This window comes from Deinococcus terrestris (assembly GCF_009377345.1).
Taxonomy (GTDB): Bacteria; Deinococcota; Deinococci; order Deinococcales; family Deinococcaceae; genus Deinococcus; species Deinococcus terrestris.
This window is the reverse complement of record NZ_WBSL01000002.1, coordinates 47,220-67,176: the sequence shown is the minus strand read 5'-3', so window position 1 is coordinate 67,176 and position 19,957 is coordinate 47,220. Positions and strand designations below refer to the sequence as shown.

General features: G+C 71.8%; 17 protein-coding genes. 11 read left to right on the top strand and 6 right to left on the bottom strand.

Features of this window, described 5'->3' with window-relative positions; translation table 11 throughout:
• Positions 1–37: 37 nt before the first annotated feature.
• On the top strand, positions 38–1,201 hold the full coding sequence (locus tag F8S09_RS06485) for a nitric oxide synthase oxygenase (RefSeq protein ID WP_152870350.1): 1,164 nt from the start codon (positions 38–40) through the stop codon (positions 1,199–1,201).
• Between the two features lie 30 nt (positions 1,202–1,231).
• Here F8S09_RS06485 and F8S09_RS06480 read toward each other — a convergent pair whose 3' ends face one another.
• Both F8S09_RS06480 and F8S09_RS06475 read right to left on the bottom strand, forming a co-directional pair.
• Positions 1,232–3,586 (bottom strand): penicillin acylase family protein, encoded by a 2,355-nt coding sequence (locus F8S09_RS06480; protein ID WP_152870348.1) that lies wholly within the window; start codon positions 3,584–3,586, stop codon positions 1,232–1,234.
• 22 nt (positions 3,587–3,608) lie between these two features.
• Positions 3,609–4,502 (bottom strand): DMT family transporter, encoded by an 894-nt coding sequence (locus tag F8S09_RS06475; RefSeq protein ID WP_152870346.1) that lies wholly within the window; start codon positions 4,500–4,502, stop codon positions 3,609–3,611.
• Positions 4,503–4,602: 100 nt separating this feature from the next.
• Between F8S09_RS06475 and priA the strand changes: the two genes are divergently transcribed.
• The 5 genes from priA to F8S09_RS06450 all read left to right on the top strand — a co-directional run bounded on the left by priA (position 4,603) and on the right by F8S09_RS06450 (position 10,617).
• A complete protein-coding gene (gene priA / locus F8S09_RS06470; RefSeq protein ID WP_152871001.1) occupies positions 4,603–7,116 on the top strand; it encodes a replication restart helicase PriA in 2,514 nt (837 codons plus the stop codon).
• Positions 7,117–7,270: 154 nt separating this feature from the next.
• Positions 7,271–8,356, top strand: a complete 1,086-nt coding sequence (locus tag F8S09_RS06465) for a flagellar assembly protein T N-terminal domain-containing protein (protein ID WP_152870344.1) — start codon at positions 7,271–7,273, stop codon at positions 8,354–8,356.
• Between the two features lie 23 nt (positions 8,357–8,379).
• Entirely contained in the window at positions 8,380–9,078 is a 699-nt protein-coding gene (locus F8S09_RS06460; RefSeq protein WP_227978543.1) for a hypothetical protein, read from the top strand.
• 44 nt (positions 9,079–9,122) lie between these two features.
• Complete coding sequence (locus tag F8S09_RS06455; RefSeq protein WP_152870342.1) at positions 9,123–9,767, top strand: CsgG/HfaB family protein; 645 nt, start codon at positions 9,123–9,125, stop codon at positions 9,765–9,767.
• Positions 9,768–9,882: 115 nt separating this feature from the next.
• A complete protein-coding gene (locus F8S09_RS06450; protein WP_152870339.1) occupies positions 9,883–10,617 on the top strand; it encodes a metallophosphoesterase family protein in 735 nt (244 codons plus the stop codon).
• A 60-nt stretch (positions 10,618–10,677) separates the two neighbouring features.
• Here the strand turns inward: F8S09_RS06450 and F8S09_RS06445 are convergent, their stop codons facing one another.
• Together F8S09_RS06445 and F8S09_RS06440 are read right to left on the bottom strand one after the other, a co-directional pair.
• Positions 10,678–11,472 (bottom strand): VC0807 family protein, encoded by a 795-nt coding sequence (locus F8S09_RS06445; RefSeq protein ID WP_407643654.1) that lies wholly within the window; start codon positions 11,470–11,472, stop codon positions 10,678–10,680.
• A gap of 45 nt (positions 11,473–11,517) precedes the next feature.
• Positions 11,518–12,933, bottom strand: coding sequence for a DR2241 family protein (locus F8S09_RS06440; protein WP_152870335.1), 1,416 nt, complete (start codon positions 12,931–12,933; stop codon positions 11,518–11,520).
• A 202-nt stretch (positions 12,934–13,135) separates the two neighbouring features.
• On the opposite strand from F8S09_RS06440, the gene F8S09_RS06435 reads away from it, so the two are divergent.
• From F8S09_RS06435 to F8S09_RS06425, 3 genes are all read left to right on the top strand, one after another.
• Entirely contained in the window at positions 13,136–13,561 is a 426-nt protein-coding gene (locus F8S09_RS06435) for a hypothetical protein (protein WP_152870333.1), read from the top strand.
• Between the two features lie 133 nt (positions 13,562–13,694).
• On the top strand, positions 13,695–14,780 hold the full coding sequence (locus F8S09_RS06430) for a M20/M25/M40 family metallo-hydrolase (RefSeq protein WP_152870331.1): 1,086 nt from the start codon (positions 13,695–13,697) through the stop codon (positions 14,778–14,780).
• A 92-nt stretch (positions 14,781–14,872) separates the two neighbouring features.
• Positions 14,873–16,204, top strand: coding sequence for a S41 family peptidase (locus tag F8S09_RS06425; protein ID WP_152870330.1), 1,332 nt, complete (start codon positions 14,873–14,875; stop codon positions 16,202–16,204).
• Positions 16,205–16,234: 30 nt separating this feature from the next.
• Here the strand turns inward: F8S09_RS06425 and F8S09_RS06420 are convergent, their stop codons facing one another.
• Entirely contained in the window at positions 16,235–16,627 is a 393-nt protein-coding gene (locus F8S09_RS06420; RefSeq protein WP_152870328.1) for a hypothetical protein, read from the bottom strand.
• A gap of 175 nt (positions 16,628–16,802) precedes the next feature.
• On the opposite strand from F8S09_RS06420, the gene F8S09_RS06415 reads away from it, so the two are divergent.
• Complete coding sequence (locus tag F8S09_RS06415) at positions 16,803–17,348, top strand: DUF4142 domain-containing protein (RefSeq protein ID WP_152870326.1); 546 nt, start codon at positions 16,803–16,805, stop codon at positions 17,346–17,348.
• A gap of 51 nt (positions 17,349–17,399) precedes the next feature.
• Here F8S09_RS06415 and F8S09_RS06410 read toward each other — a convergent pair whose 3' ends face one another.
• On the bottom strand, positions 17,400–18,602 hold the full coding sequence (locus F8S09_RS06410; RefSeq protein WP_152870999.1) for an MFS transporter: 1,203 nt from the start codon (positions 18,600–18,602) through the stop codon (positions 17,400–17,402).
• A 437-nt stretch (positions 18,603–19,039) separates the two neighbouring features.
• On the opposite strand from F8S09_RS06410, the gene F8S09_RS06405 reads away from it, so the two are divergent.
• Positions 19,040–19,939 (top strand): MBL fold metallo-hydrolase, encoded by a 900-nt coding sequence (locus F8S09_RS06405; protein WP_152870323.1) that lies wholly within the window; start codon positions 19,040–19,042, stop codon positions 19,937–19,939.
• Positions 19,940–19,957: the final 18 nt, after the last annotated feature.

The window sequence follows — 19,957 nt, the reverse complement described above, 5'->3', positions numbered from 1 at the left end:
GACATTCGGCGGGGGGCGGGACCCGCAGCATGGGGCCATGTCCGCCGCCGCCCCCCGCCCGCCGTCCGGCCTGGCCCCTGACGCGCTGCTGGCCGAGGCCGAACGCTTCCTGCACCTGTACGCGGACGAGCACGGGCATGGTCCCCGCGAGCGGGAGGCGCGGCTGGCCGAGGTCCGGGCGGAGGTGGCCCGCACGGGGACGTACACCCTCCGCACGGCGGAACTCGCGCACGGGGCGCGGGTGGCGTGGCGCAACAGCAGCCGCTGCGTGGGCCGCCTGCCCTGGCGGGCGCTGGAGGTGCGCGACCTGCGGCACGTCACCCACCCCGACGACGTGTTCGCGTACCTCATGGCGCACCTGCATGACGCCCTGGGGGGCGGACGCATTCGCCCGGTCATCAGCATCTTGGGTCCCGGCGTGCGCGTTCACAACGACCAGTTGCTGCGCTACGCGGGCTACCGCCAGCCCGGCGGGACGGTGGTGGGCGACCCGCAGAACGTGGCCCTCACCGACCATCTGCGCCGCCTGGGGTGGGCGGGTGGTCCCGGCACCGCCTTCGACGTACTGCCGCTCGCCATCGAGGGCCGGGGCCGGGTGGGGCTCTACTGCCTGCCGGAGGACGCGACCTGTCAGGTGCCCATCACCCACCCCGACTGTCCCGGCGTGGGCGAGCTGGGGCTGCGGTGGTTCGCCCTCCCGGTCCTGAGCAACCTCACGCTGGAGGTCGGGGGCCTGAGCTTTCCCGCCGCCCCCTTCAACGGCTGGTACCTCCAGACCGAGATTGCCGCCCGCAACCTCGCGGATGAGGGGCGCTACGACGCCCTCCCCGCCGTGGCGCGGGCGCTGGGGCTGGACCTCTCGCCCCGGCGGCTGTGGCGGGACCGAGCCCTGGTGGAGCTGAACGTGGCGGTGCTGCACTCCTTCGACCGGGCGGGGATTCGCATTACCGACCACCACGCGGTCACCCGGCAGTTCGTCCGCTTCGAGGCCGAGGAGCAGCGGGCCGGGCGGGCGGTGCGGGGCCGCTGGTCGTGGCTGATTCCGCCCCTCTCGCCCGCGACCACCCCCGTGTGGCACCGCTCATACACCGATGGGGAGGAGCGGCCCGGCTACGTCGCCCAGACTCCCGCGTGGCAGGAGGAGCGGGCGGAAGCGGTCTGCCCTTTCACCGGGAGGCGGCAAGGGGCGGCGGCGGACTGAAGCCTCCCGTCCGCCACCGCTCCGTGAGTGTTATTCGCCCGGCGTGAGGGTCAGCGTCACCGTGCGGCCCCAGTCCCCCTCGTCGGTGCTCATGGGGAGGTACTCACCCGACGTCCACCGGCCTTGCTGGTCGCTGACGTGCTCGCCCAGCGGGTTGCCCCCCTGCCCCAGGCTGCCGATGTAGAGGCTGCGGTTCATGTCCGCCAGGTCGATGATGTGGCGGTAGCTCGGGCCGTGCGTCTGGCGCAGCGTCTCGGGGTCGGGGCGGGCCACGTTCACCGTGTTCGTGCCGCCGGGGGTGGGCGCGGCATGGTTGAACAGCCACGCCAGCGCGTCCACCTGCCCGAAGGCGCGGTGGTTGCTGGCGACCGTGTGCACCCGGCCGTAGGTCCAGCCGTCCAGGTCGTCCCCCAGCCGTGCGGCGAGGCCGTCCACCGCCGCTTTCAAGCTGACGCGCAGCAGGTCGGCGCAGGACTCCACGCGGGCGGCCTCCGAGCGGCACAACTCGCCGTCCTCCCGCAGTTGCTCGCGCACGGCGAGCGCGTTCAGGCGGGTGTCGTCGCCCAGTTCGTCCCCCGCCATCGTCTGCAACTCGGCCAGCCACGCCTCGTAGACCGTGCTGGGGACGCTCTCCGTGGTCTGATTCCCGTCCCAACCGCGCAGCCGCTCCAGCGCCGCCCGGCTGAGGTCCCCGTCCGGTTGGGTGGCGAGCAGCAGCGGCTGGAGGTCGCGCCACACCAGACTCACCGTGTCCAGTTGCACGGCCTTCACGTCGTCCAGCGTGAGGCCCTCCGGCTTGGCGGTCAGCAGCGCCGTGATGCGCTCGGCGCGGTACGGCTCGGCCCAGTTGCGGAGGTTGCCCAGGGGGTCGGCCCCGCCCGGCAGCACCTTGTTGTTGGCCGTCACGACGAGGCCGTCGTCCGGGTTGAGGGTGGCGGGCAGTTCCTCATAGGGGATGAAGCCCTGCCACTCGCGCGAGCCGTCGCCGGGCACGGGCTCGGAGCCGTCCCAGCCTTCGCGCACGGGCACCCGCCCCGGCGCCGTGTAGCCCACGTTGCCGTCCACGTCGGCATACACGAAGCTCTGGCTGGGGGCCACGTAGGGGCGCAGCGCCTCGCGGAACTCGTTCCAGTTCTGCGCGTAGTTCAGGCCCAGGAAGGCGTCCAGGGTGGTATCGCCGGGTTGCAGCGCGGTCCACTTCAGGGCCACACGCGGCCCGAGCGCCCCCGCGCCCACGTCCGAGATGATCGGCCCGTGCTCGCTCTCGCGCACCGTGAGGCGCACGTCCTCGCCGCCCTTGACCTTGATGACCTCGGTGCGCTGGGTCAGGCGGGCCGACTCCGGCTCGATATAGAGGTCCTGCACGTCGGGGTTCACGTTGGTCACCCCCCAGGCGATGCGGTCGTTGCGGCCGATCACCACGCTGGGCAGGCCCGGAATGGTCGCCCCGATCACCCGCAGGGTCGGCCCGCGCAGGTCCGCGAGGTACCACAGCATCGGGCTGGACAGCGCGAGGTGCGGGTCGTCGGCCAGGATGGGTTTACCGCTCTCGGTGCGGCTCCCCGAGATCACCCAGTTGTTGCTTCCCTTGCCGGGGACCCGTTCCATGCCCAGCGAGCGGGCGGCCTCCAGATGGGTCCGCAGGGCGGCCAGGGTCGCGTCCGGCAGGGTGACGGCGTTCGCCCCCACCGGGGCCGCGTTCTCCTCGCCCACCTCGCCCGCGCTCAGGATGGTGGTCGCGCCCTGAGGATAGGGGGGTCGGATGTCGTCCATACGGCCCTCCCCGAGCTTCTCCTGCACCCGCGCCGCGAGCAGTTCCTCGTCCCAGTTGCCGCCGAGGTCGTAGGCCATCAGCTTGCTCCAGGCGATGGCGTCCACCTCGGTCCAGGGTTCAGGCGTGTACCCCAGGATGCGGAACTCGGGGGCCACCTTGCCCTGAGCCATCGCCGCGTTCACGCCCGCCGTATACGCCCGGATCATCCGCCGCGAGCGCTCCGAGAGGGCGGGCAAAGCGCTCTCTGCGGCGCGGGAAAAGCCCCACGTCCGCAGGAAGCGGTCTTGCGAGAGGCCCGCCTCGCCCAGCACCTCCGAGAGCCGCCCCTGGGTGACCCGGCGCTGGAAATCCATCTGCCACGCCCGGTCCTGCCAGTGGGTGAAGCCCAGCGCGAAGATCGCGTCCTCGTCCGACGCCTCGGCCCGGATGTGCGGCACGCCCCAGGCGTCGCGCGTGACCGTGACCGGCCCCGAGAGGCCCGCGAGCCTCATTTCGCCCGACACCTGGGGCCGCGACGTGCCCCGCAGCCACAGCACCGCCGCCAGCACGAGCAGCAGCACGACCAACACCACCCAGAGCAGGCCCCGGCCCACCCGTCCCATCAAACGCATCCTGCCTCCTTTGTCTAGGCCGTCAGGATAGGGGAGACGGGGCGGGGGAGGGGGCCGGGGGCGTGACCCGCTCGGGTTTTTGCGCCAGTGCCGCCCCCGCCAGAATCAGCGCCCCACCCAGCAGCATGGCGGGCCGCAGAGGTTCCCCGAGAACGAGAAAGGCCAGTCCCACCGTGAACAGCGGCTCCAACGTGCCCAGCAGGCTGGCCCGCGCTGCTCCCAGCCGGGCGATGGCCCCGTACAGGGCGGGCACCGCGATCAGGGTGGGCAGCGCGGCCATGCCCAGCACCACGCCCCACTGCGCGGCGGTGTCCGGCACCCCCAGTTCGCCCCGCGCCCCGGCTAGGCTCCCGAAGGCAACTGCCCCCACGAGCGCGAGGTGCCCGGTCGCCGCGAGTGGCGTGACCCCCCGCAGCCAGTGCTCGGAGGCCAGCAGATAGGCGGCGTACAGCGCCCCCGCCCCGGCCCCCAGCGCCAACCCCAGCGGGTCCCGGTCGCCCGCCCCCGGCAGTCCCACGACGAGGCCCAGCCCCAGCGCCGCGAGCGCCACCGCCCCCAGCCGCGCCGCACCGGGCCGCCGCCCCGCCAGCCACCCGAACAGAATCACGAAGGCGGGGGCGAGGTACAGCAGCAGCCCCGTCGCCCCGGCTGTGACGCGCCCCAGCGCCCCGAAGTAGCAGAAGGTCGCCAGCACGTACACCACCCCTACGCCCAACAGCGGCCTCCGCTGGGCCAGCGTCATCCCCCGCCCCGCGAGCGGCAGCAGCACGGCGGCGACCAGCCCGAAGCGCCACACGAGCACTTCAAATGTCCCCAGCCCCACCTCCCCCGCGAGCTTGCCCCAGACCCCCAGCGTGGCAAAACTCAGCGCGGCGACGAGGGCGAGCAGCAGGCCGGGGCGGGCGGGCGTGGGCATAGGAGGGCAGCGTAACGCGGGGCGGGCCACTCCCGTCCGGGGTTGTCTGCGACCCGCCCCACCCCGCCGCCTGACCCCTTGCGGTAGGGTCGAGCATGTGATGTCGCCCGCCCCCACCCTCCCCCCGGTGCCCTGGCGGGTGGCACTTCCCGTGCCCATTCCGGCGCTGGATTTTGCCGCCCCACACGGCTTCGGCGGTGCGGTGCCGGTGGGCTGCCGGGTGCTGGTCCCCTGGCGCGGCGGGCTCTCGGCGGGGCTGGTCGTGGGCGCGGGCGAGGGCGGCGCCGGAAGCTCCCGCCTGCGCGAGGCCGTTCACCTGCTGGACGACGAGGACGGCCCCTGGGTCTCTCCTGCCACCGTGGAAGCGGTGACCGGCTGGGCGCGGGAGGCGCGGCTGCCCGCCGGACTCGTCTGGAGCGACCTCCTCGGCGTGGGGTGGGAAGTTCGGCTGGAGCACCGGGTACGGGCCGTTCCCGACGCGGACCTGGGGGCCTTCGGGTCGCACGTGCCGGGCACCGCCTGGACCGACGCCGCCGACTACTCGTCACCCCTGCTGGACGCCATCCGTGAGCAGGGACTCCTGGAGGAAGCCTTCCGCCCCCGGCCCCGGTTGCGCGGGGTGGTGCGGGCGCGGCCCCTGGAGGAGGTGCCCCCTGCGGCCCGCACGATGACGGTGCTGCGGGCCTCCGCTGAGCCGCCCCCCACCCTGACGCCGAAGGGCCGGGAGGCGTGGGCATGGCTGGCCGAATACGGTCCCCAGCCCACCCTGAGCGCCTGGGCGCGGGGCGTGGGGGTTAGCGGTGGCGTGGTGAACGGGGTGCTGAACGCGGGCGGGGCAGCGTATGTCCGGGAGGAGGCCTCCCCGCCCCCCGCCTGGACCTGGCTGCACGAGCACGGCCCGGTGGACTCGCTGAGCGCGTGGGCTTCCCTCGCCTCGGCGGGGGGCGTGCCGCTGACCCCCACGGCGGCGGGCACCCTGGCCCTGCGCGGCTGGGCGGACACGGTGCAGGAGGTCGCGCCGCCCCCCACACTGGCCTCTCCCGTCCCGTCCCCCCCCTCCAGCGACCCCGACCGCCTTCCCGAAGGCTCCGCGTGGCGGCTGCACGGCGGGCGTCCAGCCTCGCGCTTCCGCACGCTGGCGCCCCGCGTCGCCCGGCTTCTGGAGCAGGGGCGCGGCGTCCTCGTCCTCGCGCCCGACCACGCCACCCTGCGCCGCGCCTGGGAGGGCCTCTCTGGGCTGGCGGAGGCGGCGGGCACGCGGGCCGTGCAGGTCAGCGGGGCGCTGAACCCGGAGGAACGCGAGCACACCTGGCACCTGATCCGCACGGGGGCGGCCCGGCTGGCGGTCGGGAGTTACCTCGCCCTCGCCTCGCCGCTGGAGGCCCCCGCCCTGATCGTCGTGCTGGAGGAGGGCAGCGACGCCTACAAGCTCCAGTCGGGCTCACGGGCCTTTGTCCCCGACGTGGCCGCGCGGGTGGCCGCCGCTCATGACGCGGCCCTCGCGCTGGTGGGCGTGGCCCCCGCCGCCGAGAGCGTGCCCCTGCCCGGCGCGGTGCTGCCCCCGCCCCGGCTGCGGCTGCATGTCGTGGACTACGCCAACCCGCCCGAGCAGCCCGAACTGGGGCCGCTCTCCTCGGTTCACCTGACGCCCGGCGACCTGGGCTACCCCCTCAGCCACGACCTCGTGCGCCTCTTGCGGCAGGTGCAGGAGCGCGGGCGGCAGGCGGCGCTGCTGGCCCCCCGGCGGGGCTACTCGGCCCTGCTGCGCTGCCCCTCGTGCGACCACACGCCGGGTTGCCGCAACTGCGACGTGCCGCTGCGCTTTCACCAGGGCACCCGGCAGCTCACCTGCCACCAGTGCGGCTACCACGAACCCGTCCCCGACCGCTGCGACGAGTGCGGCGAGCAGATGTGGAAGGCCCGTGGCCCCGGCACCGAGTGGATTGCCGCCGAGGTCGCCCGACTGGTGCCCGGCCTGCCCGTCTACCGCTGCGACCGCGACCGTCAGGACGACCTCTCGCCCCTGCACGCGGGGGAGGGTGGCGTGGTGGTGGGGACCCAGCTCCTGCTCTCGGGCGAGGCGCCGCCGAACCTCGCCCTGATCGGGGTGACGCTGGCGGACACCTGGCTCAACGTCTCGGATTTCCGGGCCTCCGAGCGCTACCACCGCCTGCTGCGCCAGCTCGGGGAGTGGCACGTCTCGCGCCCGCCCCTGCTGGTCGTGCAGACCTTTCAGGCCGAGCACCCGGCCCTGCGCGTCCTCGTGGACGGCAAGGACGCCCTGGCCTACCCCACCGCCGAGGAACGTGCCCGCAAGGCCCTGGGCTACCCCCCCCACGCCCGCCTGGCCCAGGTGGAGGTCGCCGCCCGCGAAGCCCGCCGCGCCAGGGAGGTCGCCACCGAGGTCTTCGACGCCTTGCACGGGGCGGGAGCCGCGCCAGGAGAGGTCCTCGGTCCTGCCCCCAGCCCGGTCGCCCGGCTGCGCGGGGTGTACCCCTACCACCTGCTGCTGCGGGCGAGAAACGACGCCCGCCTCTCCGAACTGCTCGCCACACTGGACCGGCCCTGGCGGGCGCGGGTGCGGGTGGACGTGAATCCTCGGGGGGGGCTGTAGGCGGGGAGGTCGGACCTACACCCCCAACGGGGGTGCCCTCATGTGCGCCGCGAGGCTGAGAGAAGCCTGAGACACTGCTGACGTGAGATTGAAAAGCCCACAGCGGGGCTCGTGGCGTCCCCTGCTCCTGACGTTGGCGCTGGCGTTGCCTGTAATGCCGTCTCTTCCCACCGGATCGGTGGCGCTGGCCGCGACCCAGGCCGAGCAGTCGGTGCAGGTGCAGGGGAGTGCCCCGTTCACTGGGAACGTGGCGGCGGCGCGGCAGGCGGCCATCAATGACGCGGTGCGGGCCGCCATCGAGCAGGTGCTCGGCGCCTATATCAGCACGTCGAGCACCCTGCGCAGCACCGACGATTTTGAGCAGTTCCAGCAACGCTTGATGAAGCGTTCGGACGGCTTCGGCCGGGTCACCCAGGTGCTGGCCGAGGGGCAGCAGGGGAGCCTCTACACCGTGACCGTCCGGGTGGTCGTGGCCCGCCCCAGCCTGGAGCAGGAACTCAAGGCCTTTCTCGCGCAGAAGGGCGACCCGCGCATCATCGTGGCGATTCCCGAGGTGATCTTGCGCCGCACCGTCCCCGACCCCGCCGCCGAGACCGAGGTGCAGCGGGCCCTGATCGCCGCCGGGTACCGGGTGGTGGACCTCAAGCAGACCGAGCACAACGCCCTGCGCGACGTGCTGCGCGGCGGCAGCCTGAGCGCTCAGGCGCTGGGCGACCTCGCCACCCGCTTCAAAGCCGACCTGCTGATCACCGGGGAAGCCTTCGCGGAGGAGTACGGCACCGTGCTCTCGCAGCGGGCCTACACCGCCCGCCTCGAACTCAAGATCGTGGACCTCGCCACCGGGCAGATCATCTTCAGCGACGCCTTCACGGGAACGGGCACGGCCCCCACCGACGCGGTGGCAGGCAAGGCAGCCCTGCAGAACGTCGCCAAGACGGCGGTGCCCGCCCTGCCTGGTGCCCTGCTGGGCTGGCTCAGCGGCAGCGGCAAGGCGGCCGGGCGCACCTTCAGCGTGCGGCTGGTGGGCGTGCCCAGTTTCCGAGTCCTCAACGACACGCTGGCCTCGCTGCGGGCGAGTGCCGGGGTGGCAGCGGCCCTGAACCGCCACTTTGATGCGGCGGGTGCCCAAGTGGAAGTCGAGTACAGCGGCTCCCCCGAGGATCTCGCTGGCCTGCTCGAGGACCTCGGTCTGTCCGTGACGGGCCTCAGCGCGGGCGAGATCACCGTCTCCTACCGCTGAGCCCCCACATTCAAGGAGAATCCATGCAGAAAATTCTGATGACCGCCGCCCTGGGCGCGGGGATAGCACTCGCCCAGACCGCCGACACGCCCGTCACTCCCCAGCAGTTCGTGAAGACCGAGGGGGTGCAGGCCGCATATACCGTGCGGGGCGACCAGCTCAGTCCGGTGGACGCCCTCGCGCTGATGCGGCAGTGCACCCTGTCCGGGGCCTCGCCCGTGGACACCAACCGGGACGGGCGCAACGACACCCTGCGCGTGTACGGCTTTGGCATCGTGCCCGCACAGGTGTATCAGGCGCGGGGAGTGACCGCGCTCGCCCCCGCCATGCAGAAGGCGGAGCTGCGGGCCAACGGAGCTGCCGCCGAGTTCTTCGGGGGCCTGCGGACGGCGGTTTCGCGGAGCCTAGATACCCAGGACACCACCGCCAGCGTCGTGGACGGCGGCGACCTGAAGCTTTCCAACTTCGCGCTGGAAACGGTGCGCGAGAGCGTCCGCACGGGTGCCCAGGCCGTGCTGCGCGGCGGCCGGGTCACCGGGCACCGCCTCGTCAGCCTGGGGAATCAGGGGCTGTGTGTGGTCGCGCGGTACGAGTTGCCGCTGGATCAACGTTCCGCTGGGACCAGTTCCCCGGCCCCGCGCGGCGCGGCCCTGCCGGGCGGCCCGGCACCGGTCGGCTCGGGCTTCCCCCTGCCCCCGCCCGGCACCAGCGGCGACTTCTAGGCCTTTTTTCCCCTGGCCTCTTTCCCCACTCCAAGGAGCTTTTCATGACCCACCTGCGCCTGCTCGCCCTGACCCTCGCCCTCGCCGCGCCCGCCGCCGCCCAGACCACGGCCACCCCGGCAGCTCCGGCCACGCCCGCCCCAGTGACCGCTGCCCCCGCCCTCCCGCAGGGACAGGTCAATATCGCCGTGGGAACCTTCCGCTGCAAGGCGTCTAAGTGCTCGTCTGACCTCGGTGACGGCATCTCCGACGCCCTGACGACTGCCCTGCTCAACACGGGCAAGTTCGCCGTCTACGAGCGCGAGAACACCGGGCAGCTTACCGAGGAGGCCTTCCTGAGCGGCGGGGCTGCCTTTGAAGGCGCGGATCTGCTGATCTTCGGCTCGATCACCCAGTACGAGCCGGAAGCGTCGGGGGGCGGGATCAGCTTCATGGGCGTGTCCCTGGGCCAGAAGAAAAGCACCGTTGCAATGGACCTGCGGATCGTGGACGTGAAGACCCGCCGCATCATTGGCGGCACCCAGGTCAAGGGCGAGGCACAGGGTAACAGCTTCAGCCTGAGCGGCCTGCTGCCCATGAATCTCGGCGTCAAGTCCAGCCCGCAGATCGAGGCGGCCATCAGCGCGATGCTCAACGACGCCGTGCAGCAGCTGCTGCTTAAGGTGCCCGCCAGCTACTACCGCAACTGAGCGCGGGACCTTGTCAGGCTGAGAAGGGGGGAGCGGCAGCGTCCTCTCCTCCCCGGCCTGACCCTTTTCTTGAGCTTTTTCAGGCCCATCTGTCCCCTGGGCTAGACTGCCCCGCATGATTCGCCTCGCCGTGCTCTCGGACCTGCACGCCAACCTGGAGGCGACGCTGGCCGTACACGCCGACGTGAAAAGACGCGGGCTGGACGAGATCTGGGTGCTGGGCGACCTCGTGGGCAAGGGGCCGCGTCCCCGTGAGGTTGTGGAATGGACCCAGGCTTACGCCACCCGCGTGATCCAGGGCAACTGGGACGCCCGCGTCGCCGGGGCCACCAACCGGCCGCAAGACCTCTGGCCGCGTTCCCGCCTGACGCCCGACCAACTCGCCTACCTCGCCGGGCTGCCCTACGGCATTGAGGAACAGTTCGGGGGGGCGTGGTGGCGCTTTGTCCATGCCTCCAGCAAGGGCCTCTTTCACCGGCTCTATCCGCACTCCAGCCTCGCCGAGCAGCTCGACGCCTACCTGCCCAACCCCCAGTTCGCCCTGCGGCAGCACGCCGACGCTCTCGTCTACGCCGATGTCCACGAGACGCTGATGCTGGACGTGGAGGGCCGCCCGCTGATCAACACGGGCTCGGTGGGCAATCCCCTCGACAGCACGCTGCCGAGTTATCTGATTCTAGAGTTTGACCCGAACAGTCCCGCCCACAGTGCGACCTTCGTGCGCCTGACCTACAACCGTGACGCGGAGATCGCGGCGGCGGAGGCCAGTGGAATGCCCTTTACCCGCGAGTACATCGCGGAGTTGCTGACGGGGGCGTACCAGAAGCGGCGGGCGCGGACGGGAGAGTAGGGAAGGGCACCGCAAGAGAAGCCCCGCACGCGGCGGGGCCTCCCTTGCATCTTCCCAGGCTCAGGCGGGGAGTTCCCCCCGCTCCCGCATCGCTTCCCGCAGCTTGGTGGGTTCCAGCAGGCTTGCGCCCGCCCCGTAGCGGCGCTTCACGGCGCTTTGCACCAGCCACAGCGCCAGCGCCACCCCCGCGAGGCTGATCACCAGGCTGGGCACCCGCATCAGGGCGTTGACCTCGGCCACCTGGGCGTTGAAGGCGTCGGAGCCGAACTCGGCGGTCACGCGGGCGTAGTTCACGGCGCTGTTGATCACCCCGCCGATCAGGTCCACCACCGCAAAGGCGATCGTCGCCCCGACCAGCCCCCGGTGAACCACGGGGTCGCGCATCGCCTGCTGGGTCGCCGCGCGTTCCTCCGGCTTCTCGCCCAGGCTGGCGGCGTCCAGAAACACCCGGAAGAGGGGCACCCGCGTCCCCGCGCTGATCAGGAAGAACAGCCCGACGAGGTACGACCGCGCACTGTCCTTGATCGCGTACCAGAAGCCGTCCACGTACCAGAACGCCAGGGCTCCCGAAAAGATCGCCCCCGCCCCGCCGATCAGCGCCACCGGGCTGACGTTGCGGTTCACGATCAGGTCGACAAGCACGTACACGACCGGAATCAGCGCCGCGATCACGTAAGCTTTGATGTTCCCCGCCGTGTCGCCCCCCAGCAGGTCCGCCACGCTGATGCCGCTGCCCAGGATGTTGGGGCTGAGAATCAGAATCGGGATCAGCAGCGTGAAGACGAGGTCCCAGACGGTCTTGGGGACCCCGGTGCGAGGGCGGGCGGCGGGCGAGGGCACGGTCATGGGCGCCATTGTCTCATCTGCGGGTGAGGGGGAGGGGAGGGCTCCGCTCGCCGGTCAGTGGTCGTGCCCGTGCCCGCCCTGGCCGCGCTTGCCGCTGACCTCCTCGCGCACCTCCGCGATAAAGAGGGTGCAGGCTTCCGGGCAGGGAATTGCGCCGGGCACGCCGCTGAAGACGGTGGAACCCAGGCGCTCGCCCGCCCACAGCCGGGTCTTGAGGCACTTGCTACACACGTCCTGCGCCACTTCCTCCACCTGCTCGGAGGTCGCGCGGGTGACCTTGGTGTAGATCCCGGTCTGGCGCCGGGCGGTCGTGGGCCACGGGGTCGCCCGCAGGTTGTGGGTGTGGTGGGCGTAGCTCTCCTCCACGACAGCGGGATAGAGGTTGTGCACCGCGCGGGGCAGCTCGGCTTCCGTCAGGATGGCCCGCCAGCCGCGTGGAAGGTTGCGCAGGGTATGGACCGGGCGGTGGTGCCCGCCCTCGTCGCGGCGGGTGCGGTCGCGCAGGCCCTCCACCGTCACCAGCGTCTGGAGGTCGGCGGCGGGGCGGCCCTCGTCAAGGGCGTGACGCAGCTCATACATGCCCGCCTGCGGGGTGATCATCGCTTCCCCGATGCGGGTGCCGCGCCGGGCCAGCGCGAGAAAGGCGTTCCACGCGGCGGCGTGGCCGTGGTCCTCGTCGCCGCCCGCGCCCGACGCCCCCCGCGCCTCCTGCGCGAGCTGCAAGACCACCTCGGCTACGTCGGGGTGGGTGCCCACGGGGGCAGCGTAGTAGACGGTCTGCGGGGCGTTCGGCGTGTCCGCGAACTCGGTCACGGCCCCGGTCAGGCCCATGTCCTCGGGAATCGTCTCCAGCGTGTGCCATCCTTCCGACGCGAAGAAGGGCACGACCACCACGCGCGGTGCCTTCACGACGTCCGGCCAGGTGCCCACCTTGGGGTCCTCGTCCAGGAAGAGGGCGTGGACCTCCGCGAAGTGGCCGGAGTCGCGCAGGCGGTCGGCATTTCCGTAGATCACCCGGTTGGAGTTCTGGTTGCGGGTGGTGCCGTGCCCCAGCACGATCAGGGCGGTGTCTTCTGCATTTAGGTCGGGCAGCACCTCACGGGCGCGGGCCAGAATCACCTCGCTCATGGCGGGGTGGACCCCGTAGGGCAGCGTGTAACGCACCGTCTTGCCGCCCAGCACGCGGGCCACGCCCTCCGGCGGCACCGGCCCCTGGTGGCCCAGCCCCAGCTCGCGCGGAATCACCGTCTCGGTGAAATAGCCCTCCGAGATGAACATGGGAATCACGGTCACGTCGGTGCTGCGTACAGTCCTCAGCACCTGCCGCAGCGAGGGTTCTTCCTTCCAGTAGCCCTCGACGACCTCGTCGTACAGGCCACGCTCCCGCAGCAACTCCGCGTAACGGTAGACGGCTCCGGCGGACTCGCCGTTGAGGTGCGACCCGTGGCCGATCAGGACGAGCGAACGCATACGGCGGGCACTCTAGCAGCGCTCCTGCGGCGCGATTGTCCCCCCGACTCAAGTTGGCCCGGCCCCGGTTCGGCCCGGCTCCCGGCCGTGGCCCCGGCATGAATCTTCCGCCAGCTTCCCCTCACGCGGGACGGGGCCGGGGTGCTTAGGGTTAAGGGCGCAACCCACGAGGAGTTTCCCCCCATTCCCCAGGAGGTATCCCATGTTTTTCCAGCAACGTGACCGCCACGAGCAGATGGCCCGCCTCGACCCCCGCGATACCAACATGGACGGCGTGGTCAGCCCGCAGGAGGCCGCCGCCTACATCCAGGACTACCTGCGGGACGCCTCCCCGCAGGAGCGCCAGCAGATCATGCGCGAGTACTTCTCGCAGATGAGCCCGCAGGAGCGCCAGCAGATGGGCGACGCGATGGTCCAGAGCCCCTACAGCCCGGTCCAGAACGTCCGCTACGACGACCCCGACGACCTGGCCGACGCCTACACCCGCACCGCGCAGGCCCCGGCGCAGGACGGACGTAGCCCGCTGGAAGCCGCCTTCGGGCAGGGCGGGGCGCTGGGCAACCCGATGGTTAAGGCGGGCCTCGTCGGCCTCGCGGCGATGATCGGCTCCAAGATGCTGCGCCGCTGACTCCCTGACCTCCCCCGCGCCCCTGGCCTTCCCGCCGGGGGCGTTTCCACGCCAGGCCGTTCGGTGTGGAGCGGTTCATGAAGGCTGCCGGGAGGTCAGGTCCGCGCCCCCGCCCGCTACAATCGCCCGCGACATGCCCCTTTCGTACCTCACGCGCATCGCGCAGACCCCCGCGCCTACCTTCGACGAGGGGGAGCGGGGAGCGCTGATGGCCGGGCTGTGGGAGGATCTGGGCTACCGCACCGAGCGCGACGAGGTCGGCAACGTCCTGACCCGCCTGACCCCGCCCGGCACCGAGGGCAAGCCCGCGCTGCTGCTCGCCGCGCACCTCGACACCGTGTTCTCGCGCGGCACTGACGTGACCGTCCGCGAGGAGGGCGGCAAACTGATTGGCCCCGGTGTGGGCGACAACAGCGCCAGCCTCGCGGTGCTGACCGCCCTGCTGCGCGACCTGCGCGGGGGCGAGGGGGGGCTGCGCCGCCCGCTGTGGGTTGCTGCCAACGTCGCGGAAGAGGGACTGGGCGACCTGCGCGGAGCCAAGCACCTGATCGCCACGCACCGCGAGCGGCTGGGGGCCTTTATCGCAGTGGACGGCTATCTGGGGGTCGCTGTGACGCGGGCGGTGGGGGTGCGGCGCTACCGGGCCACCTTCCTGGGTCCGGGGGGCCACTCCTGGGGCGATCAGGCGCCGAGTGCGCTGCACGCGGTGGGGATGGCGATTCATGACCTGTACGCCCTGCACCGCCCCGCCTCGCCGCGCACCACCCTGAACGTGGGGCTGGCGTCGGGCGGCACCAGCGTGAATTCCATCGCGGGAAGTGCCGAGTTGCTGCTGGACCTGCGCTCGCTGGACCCGGAGCTGCTGAGCGACCTCGACCGCCGGGCGCAGGGGGTGCTGCACGCGGCGGCCCGCGCGGTGGGCGTGAACTTGCGGCTGGAGCGGGTGGGCGACCGCCCCGGCGGGGAACTGGGGTCCGCCCCCCTCCTCGACCTCGCCCGCGAAGCGGCCCGCGAGGGACGCACCGAGTTGCGGCTGGCGTCGAGCAGCACCGACGCCAACGCCGCCGCTCCCCACGGGCTGCCCGCCATCGCCCTCGGCGTCTACCGGGGCGGCAACGCCCACCGCGAGGACGAGTGGGTGCAGGCCAGCAGCCTGGGGCCGGGGCTGCGCTTCCTGTCGCGGGTGGTGGCCCTGTACCAGCGGCGACCGGTACCCTGAACCGCTCCAGACCCGAACCGGGTTTTTTGTGACCTGCACGGCATTCCCGCCCCACCAACTTCCCATCTGTTCAGGGCAGAATGGGGGGACCCATGAACGCCACCCTGCGCCGCGCTCCGGCTTCCGGCCTCCCGGCCCTCCGTGCCCTCACCGTGCTGGTGGCGGCCTCCCTCGCCGCCTCCGCCCTGCCGGGTGCCCAGGCGCTCGCGCAACCTGCCCCCTCGCCCGCGCAGGAGGCGTTCGACAGGGTCAACCGTCTGATTCTGGAGGAGTACGGCGGCCTGTCCACTGTGGACCGGGCCACGCTGGGCCGCGAGTACCAGGCCCGGCTCGACGCCGTGTGTGCGCCGACGCCCCTCAACTGCCCGGTCGAGAAAGCCTACCCGGTGATCGAGGCGCAGCTCACGGCCCTAGGTGACGAGCACAGCTTCTTCCAGACCCCGGAGGATTTTCAGGATTTCCTGGCGAGCGCAACGGGCGGCAACCGCCTGCAGTTCGGCGTGAAGCTCGCCCGGCTCGACGGCGAGAACCGGGTGGTGCTGGAGGTCGTGCCCCAGAGCGCCGCCGAGGAGGCGGGCCTGAAGCGCGGCGACCTGCTGCGGACACTGGACGGAAAGCCCTACGCCTACGCGGCGCTCCAGCAGGCCCGGCGCGAGGGCCGCGAGATCCGGCTGGAGGTCGAGCGGGCCGGGCAGCCCCTCACGTTGACCCTCCAGTCGCGCGAGAGCAGCACCCGTGACCTGCCCCGGCTGAGCTTCGCGGGAGCGGCGAACAACGTGGCGGTCCTGCGGATTCCCACCTTCCTGTCGGGGGGCGGGATCGCGCAGCGGGTCCACGACCTCGTGGGCGAGGCCCGCGCGGCCGGGGCGACCGGCCTGATCGTGGACCTGCGCGGCAATCCGGGCGGCAGCCTCGCGGAGTGCGACAGCGCCGTGAGCGCCTTCGTGCCTTCCTTCGCGCGGGTCGCGCGGGGCGCCCAGGGCGAGAGCCGCACGGTGGTCAGCCGGGGCACCCGCCTGGAAAATGGCCGCAACGTGGGCGGCGTGCGGGGCCCCCAACTGTGGACCGGGCCGCTCGCGGTGCTGGTCGACCGGGGCAGCGCCTCGTGCAGTGAGTTCTTCGCCTTCGAGATTCAGCACGCCGGGCGCGGCCCGGTGATCGGCGAGACGACGGCGGGCGTGGGCAACACCGCCACCCGCGTCTTCCCGGTGGGCGAGGACGCGGCCCTGCAACTCACCATCCTGAACTACGCCAAGCCCGGCGGCGACCCCTACCCCGACCGGGTAAAGCCCGACCAGCCCCGCGAGCAGACCGAGGAGGACGTGCGCCTGCTCACGCGCGGCCAGGACACCCTGCTCGCCGCCGGGGTGCAGGCGCTGGTGACGGCCCCGCCGCTGACCCTGGACCCCCAGACCGCCCGCTGAGTCGAGCTTCCCCCGGCCCTCCCGCCCGGTTCACAGCCGACGGGAGGGCTTGCCCGTGACCCAGCCCAGGACCAGACCGAGCAGCGCCGGGAAGGTGAACAGCAGCAGGAACCCCAGCACGTCGCTGTTTCCGATCAGGTTGCCCAGCGGCCTTCCCAGCGCCACGTTGACCGGGCTCCCCAGCCACGCGAGGACCGTCCACAGGCCCCCCTCCAGCCCCCGTGCCTCCACCGCGTTTTCCAGCCAGCGCACGCCCAGCAGCCCCAGCGTTTGCAGGGCGAGCGCGGGCAGCAGCACCAGCACGGCGCCCGGTCCCCGCACCGCCCGGCCCGCCAGAAAACCGAGCCCCAGCGGCCCCAGCACCGGAACCCACCCCACCAGCACCGCGAGGAGCAGCAGCATCAGCACGTGGACCCAAAGCATGCCCCAAGTGTAGGCGTGGAAGCAGTTTCAACGGGGCCTCAAGACCGTCTGTGCCCCACCTGAGAACCGGATGGGAAGTCCTTCGCCCAATTGCCACAAGCCGGGAGAAGGCGGCGGGCAGACTGGGAGGCAGTGCGGGCGCGGCCCGTCTTCTCTCTTCCGCCGGAGGAACGCTATGCTTCGAAGCTCAGCCCTGGTTTTGCTGCCCCTTGCCCTCGGCTCCTGCACCATGATGGCCCCCAACGCGACCACGGTGGACGGCCTCTTTCTCCAGTCGGTGACGGGCAGCAACCTTTTTGAGATTCAGTCGTCGCAGGTCGCGCTGAACCGCTCCACCAACGCCCAGGTGCGGACCTTCGCCCAACAGATGATCAACGAGCACACCACGGCGCAGGCGCAGGTCGCGGCGCTCGCCTCCGCACGGGGAGTCCCGCTCCCCAAGGCGTTGCCGCCCGAGCTGCAGCTCAAGGTCAACACGCTGAACACCCTGACCGGCTCGGCCTTCGACGTGGCCTACCTGCGCGAGCAGGTGCTGGGGCACCAGTTCACCATCAGCATCTTCCAGAACGAGCAGACGGCGGGCCGAGACGCGGGGGTCGTGGCCTTTGCCACCCAGAACCTCCCGCTGATCGAGCGCCACTTCCAGGAGGCGCAGACCCTGCTCGCGACTGCCCAGAGCCAGACTGCGCCCGCCGCCCCCGCGACCCCCAGCACGCCCTGAGTTCCCCTGGTCCGCTGGCCCCCTCCCCGGTGGAGGGGGCCAGCCCTGCGTTCAGCCCGCCGCCTGCTCGCGGGTGGGTACCTCGCGCAGCGCCCAGCGCAGGCCCAGGGCGGTCAGGAATCCCACCCCCATCAGCGTGAGCCAGGGCAGCAGCGGCAGGCCGATCCGGGCGCCCAGGTCGATCAGCGCTCCGCCGACCACGTTGCCCACAGCGCCGCCCAGTCCCAGGCTGATTGCGGAGAAGCCGAAGTAGCTCCCGGTCAAGCCAGCGGGGGCCAGCCGTGCGGTCAGGGTCTGCTGGGTGGGGTAGACCAGCATGGTGCCCAGGCTGTAGAGGGCGACGCAGGCGAGCAGTTGCGGAAACGTCACCGCGAAGCCCATCAGCCCCAGGCTGGTCGCCACCGCGAGCACGGCGATTACCAGCGCCACGCGCGTCCGCACCCGCCGCTCCACGAAGCGCAGCAGCGGATATTGCAGCACCACCGCCAGCCCCGCCGAGAGGCCGTACAGCGGCCCGGTCGCCCCCGGCCCGGCGAGGGCGACCGCCTTGAGGGTGACCGCCACGTTGAGCTGCGTGCTGAGCAGGAAATAGCCCACCAGCACCAGCGTGAAACGCCGGAAACGGCGGTCCTGGGCCGCTGTCTTCAGTCCCGCGAGGCCCCCGGCCACAGCCCCTTCCGGCTTCAGGTGGGGCAGCGTGGCGGCGAGCACGGCGGCGGCGACGAGGTACACACTCCCGGCCGCGAGCGCCGCTGTGCGGAAGCCCAGCCCCAGCATCGCCGCGCCGATCAGCGGCCCGGTCACCATGCCGAGGTTCCCGGAGATGCTCGTCAGGCTGAACATCCGGGCGCGGTGTTCGGGCCGGGTGACGGCGGTGATGGCGGCGTTCTTGGGCGCGTCGAACAGCCCGCCCCCCAGCCCCGCGAGCACCGAGGCCGCCAGTAACACGGGCAGCGTCTCCGCGAAGCCCATCCACGCGAAGCCCAGCGTGCGGATCAGGCACCCCGCCAGAATCAGCGGCTTGGGACCGACCCGGTCCGCCCACGCCCCCCCGAACACCGTCAGCCCCTGCTGGGTGAGCTGCCGAATTCCCAGCACCAGCCCCACACTCGCCGCCGCCCACCCCAGCCCCTCCACGAAATGTACTGTGACCAGGGGAATCACCGCAAAAAAGCCGCCCCACATCAGGAAGTTGGCGGCAATCAGCCCGAGCTGCGCCCCCGAAGGCCGGAAGGGGAGGGCAGGGGCGGGCAGGCTCACGCGGGCGAGTGTACGCCTGAAGATAGGGCAGGGAGAGGGGGTGTAGACTCCGGGCGTCCAGGTGGCGCGTTGCATGACAAGTCGGGTAGGTCAGAGGTCACCGCTCCAGAAAGGAGCAACCCCCATGTGCGTCAACACGTGGGGGCTACCGAAAGGTGGTGATAGTTCTGGGCCACAAGAAGCATACCACTGACCGCAAAAGTGGGCAAACTCAACTCCAGCGACGGGTGGAACTCCTGGCCGCCTGGACAGCGTTTCTGCTCGCTGTAGCGGCAGTGGTCACTGCCCTTGCAGAGCTGATCCAGTCTCTAGGAAAGCTCCTGCCCTGACCTAAAAACCTCTGGGCGCCTGCCCAGCGCGTCACCGTGCTCCTCTGGACGCCCCCGCCGTGAGGTGGGGGTTTTGCATTCTCTCCCCCTTACCCTGTCCCCATGCCCCCCTCGCTTCAGCCCTTCGGCCCCGGCGTCTCTTACCTCCCCGGCACGGTGAACAGCGTGGTCGTGGAGGGACCGGGGGGCCACGCCCTGCTGGTGGATACAGGCCTGGACGACACCCACGCGCGAAAGCTGCTGCGGGCGCTGGAGGCGGCGGGCCTGACGCCGGGGGCGATCCTGAACACCCACAGTCACGCCGACCACCACGGCGGAAATGCCTTTCTCCTGGGCCGCTTCCCCGACCTGCCCGTCTACGCGCCGCCGCTGGAGGCCGCCATCATCCGCCACCCGGTGCTGGAACCGCTCTCGCTGTGGGGGGCCGCGCCGCCCGCCGAGTTGCGAACGAAGTTCCTGCTGGCCCCCGCCAGTCCCGCGCAAGCGGTCGGCCCCGGCAGGCAGACCCTCGGTGGGGCGGAGGTGGAGCTGATGGCAGTGCCCGGCCACGCCGCCGAAATGTACGCGGTGCGGGTGGGCGAGGTGCTGTATGCCGCCGACGCCCTGTTCGGGCCGGAGGCGCTGGGCAAGCATCCCCTGACCTTCTGCGCGGACTCGGCGCAGCAGAAGGCGTCGGCGGCGGCGTTGGGCGAGTTGGACGGAGTGCGCGTCGTCCTTCCCGGCCACGGTGACCCCACCTCCGACCTAGACGGGTTGGTGGCTGCCAACCTCGCCGCCTATGCCCGGACGACAGACGCAGTGGCGGCAGCGCTGGCGGGGGGTCCGGCCACGGTGGACGAACTGCTGGCGCGGGTCAGTGCGGCGCTGGGCGTCACCGCTACGAATCCCGGTGCCTGGGTCCTCAATCGGGCCGTGGTGAGCGCCCACCTCGGCGACCTGCTGGCTCTGGGAAGCGCGGCCCTGGACCTGGAAGGCGGGGTGCTGCGGGTGCGGCAAGCGTGAAGAAAGCCCGTATGGGCG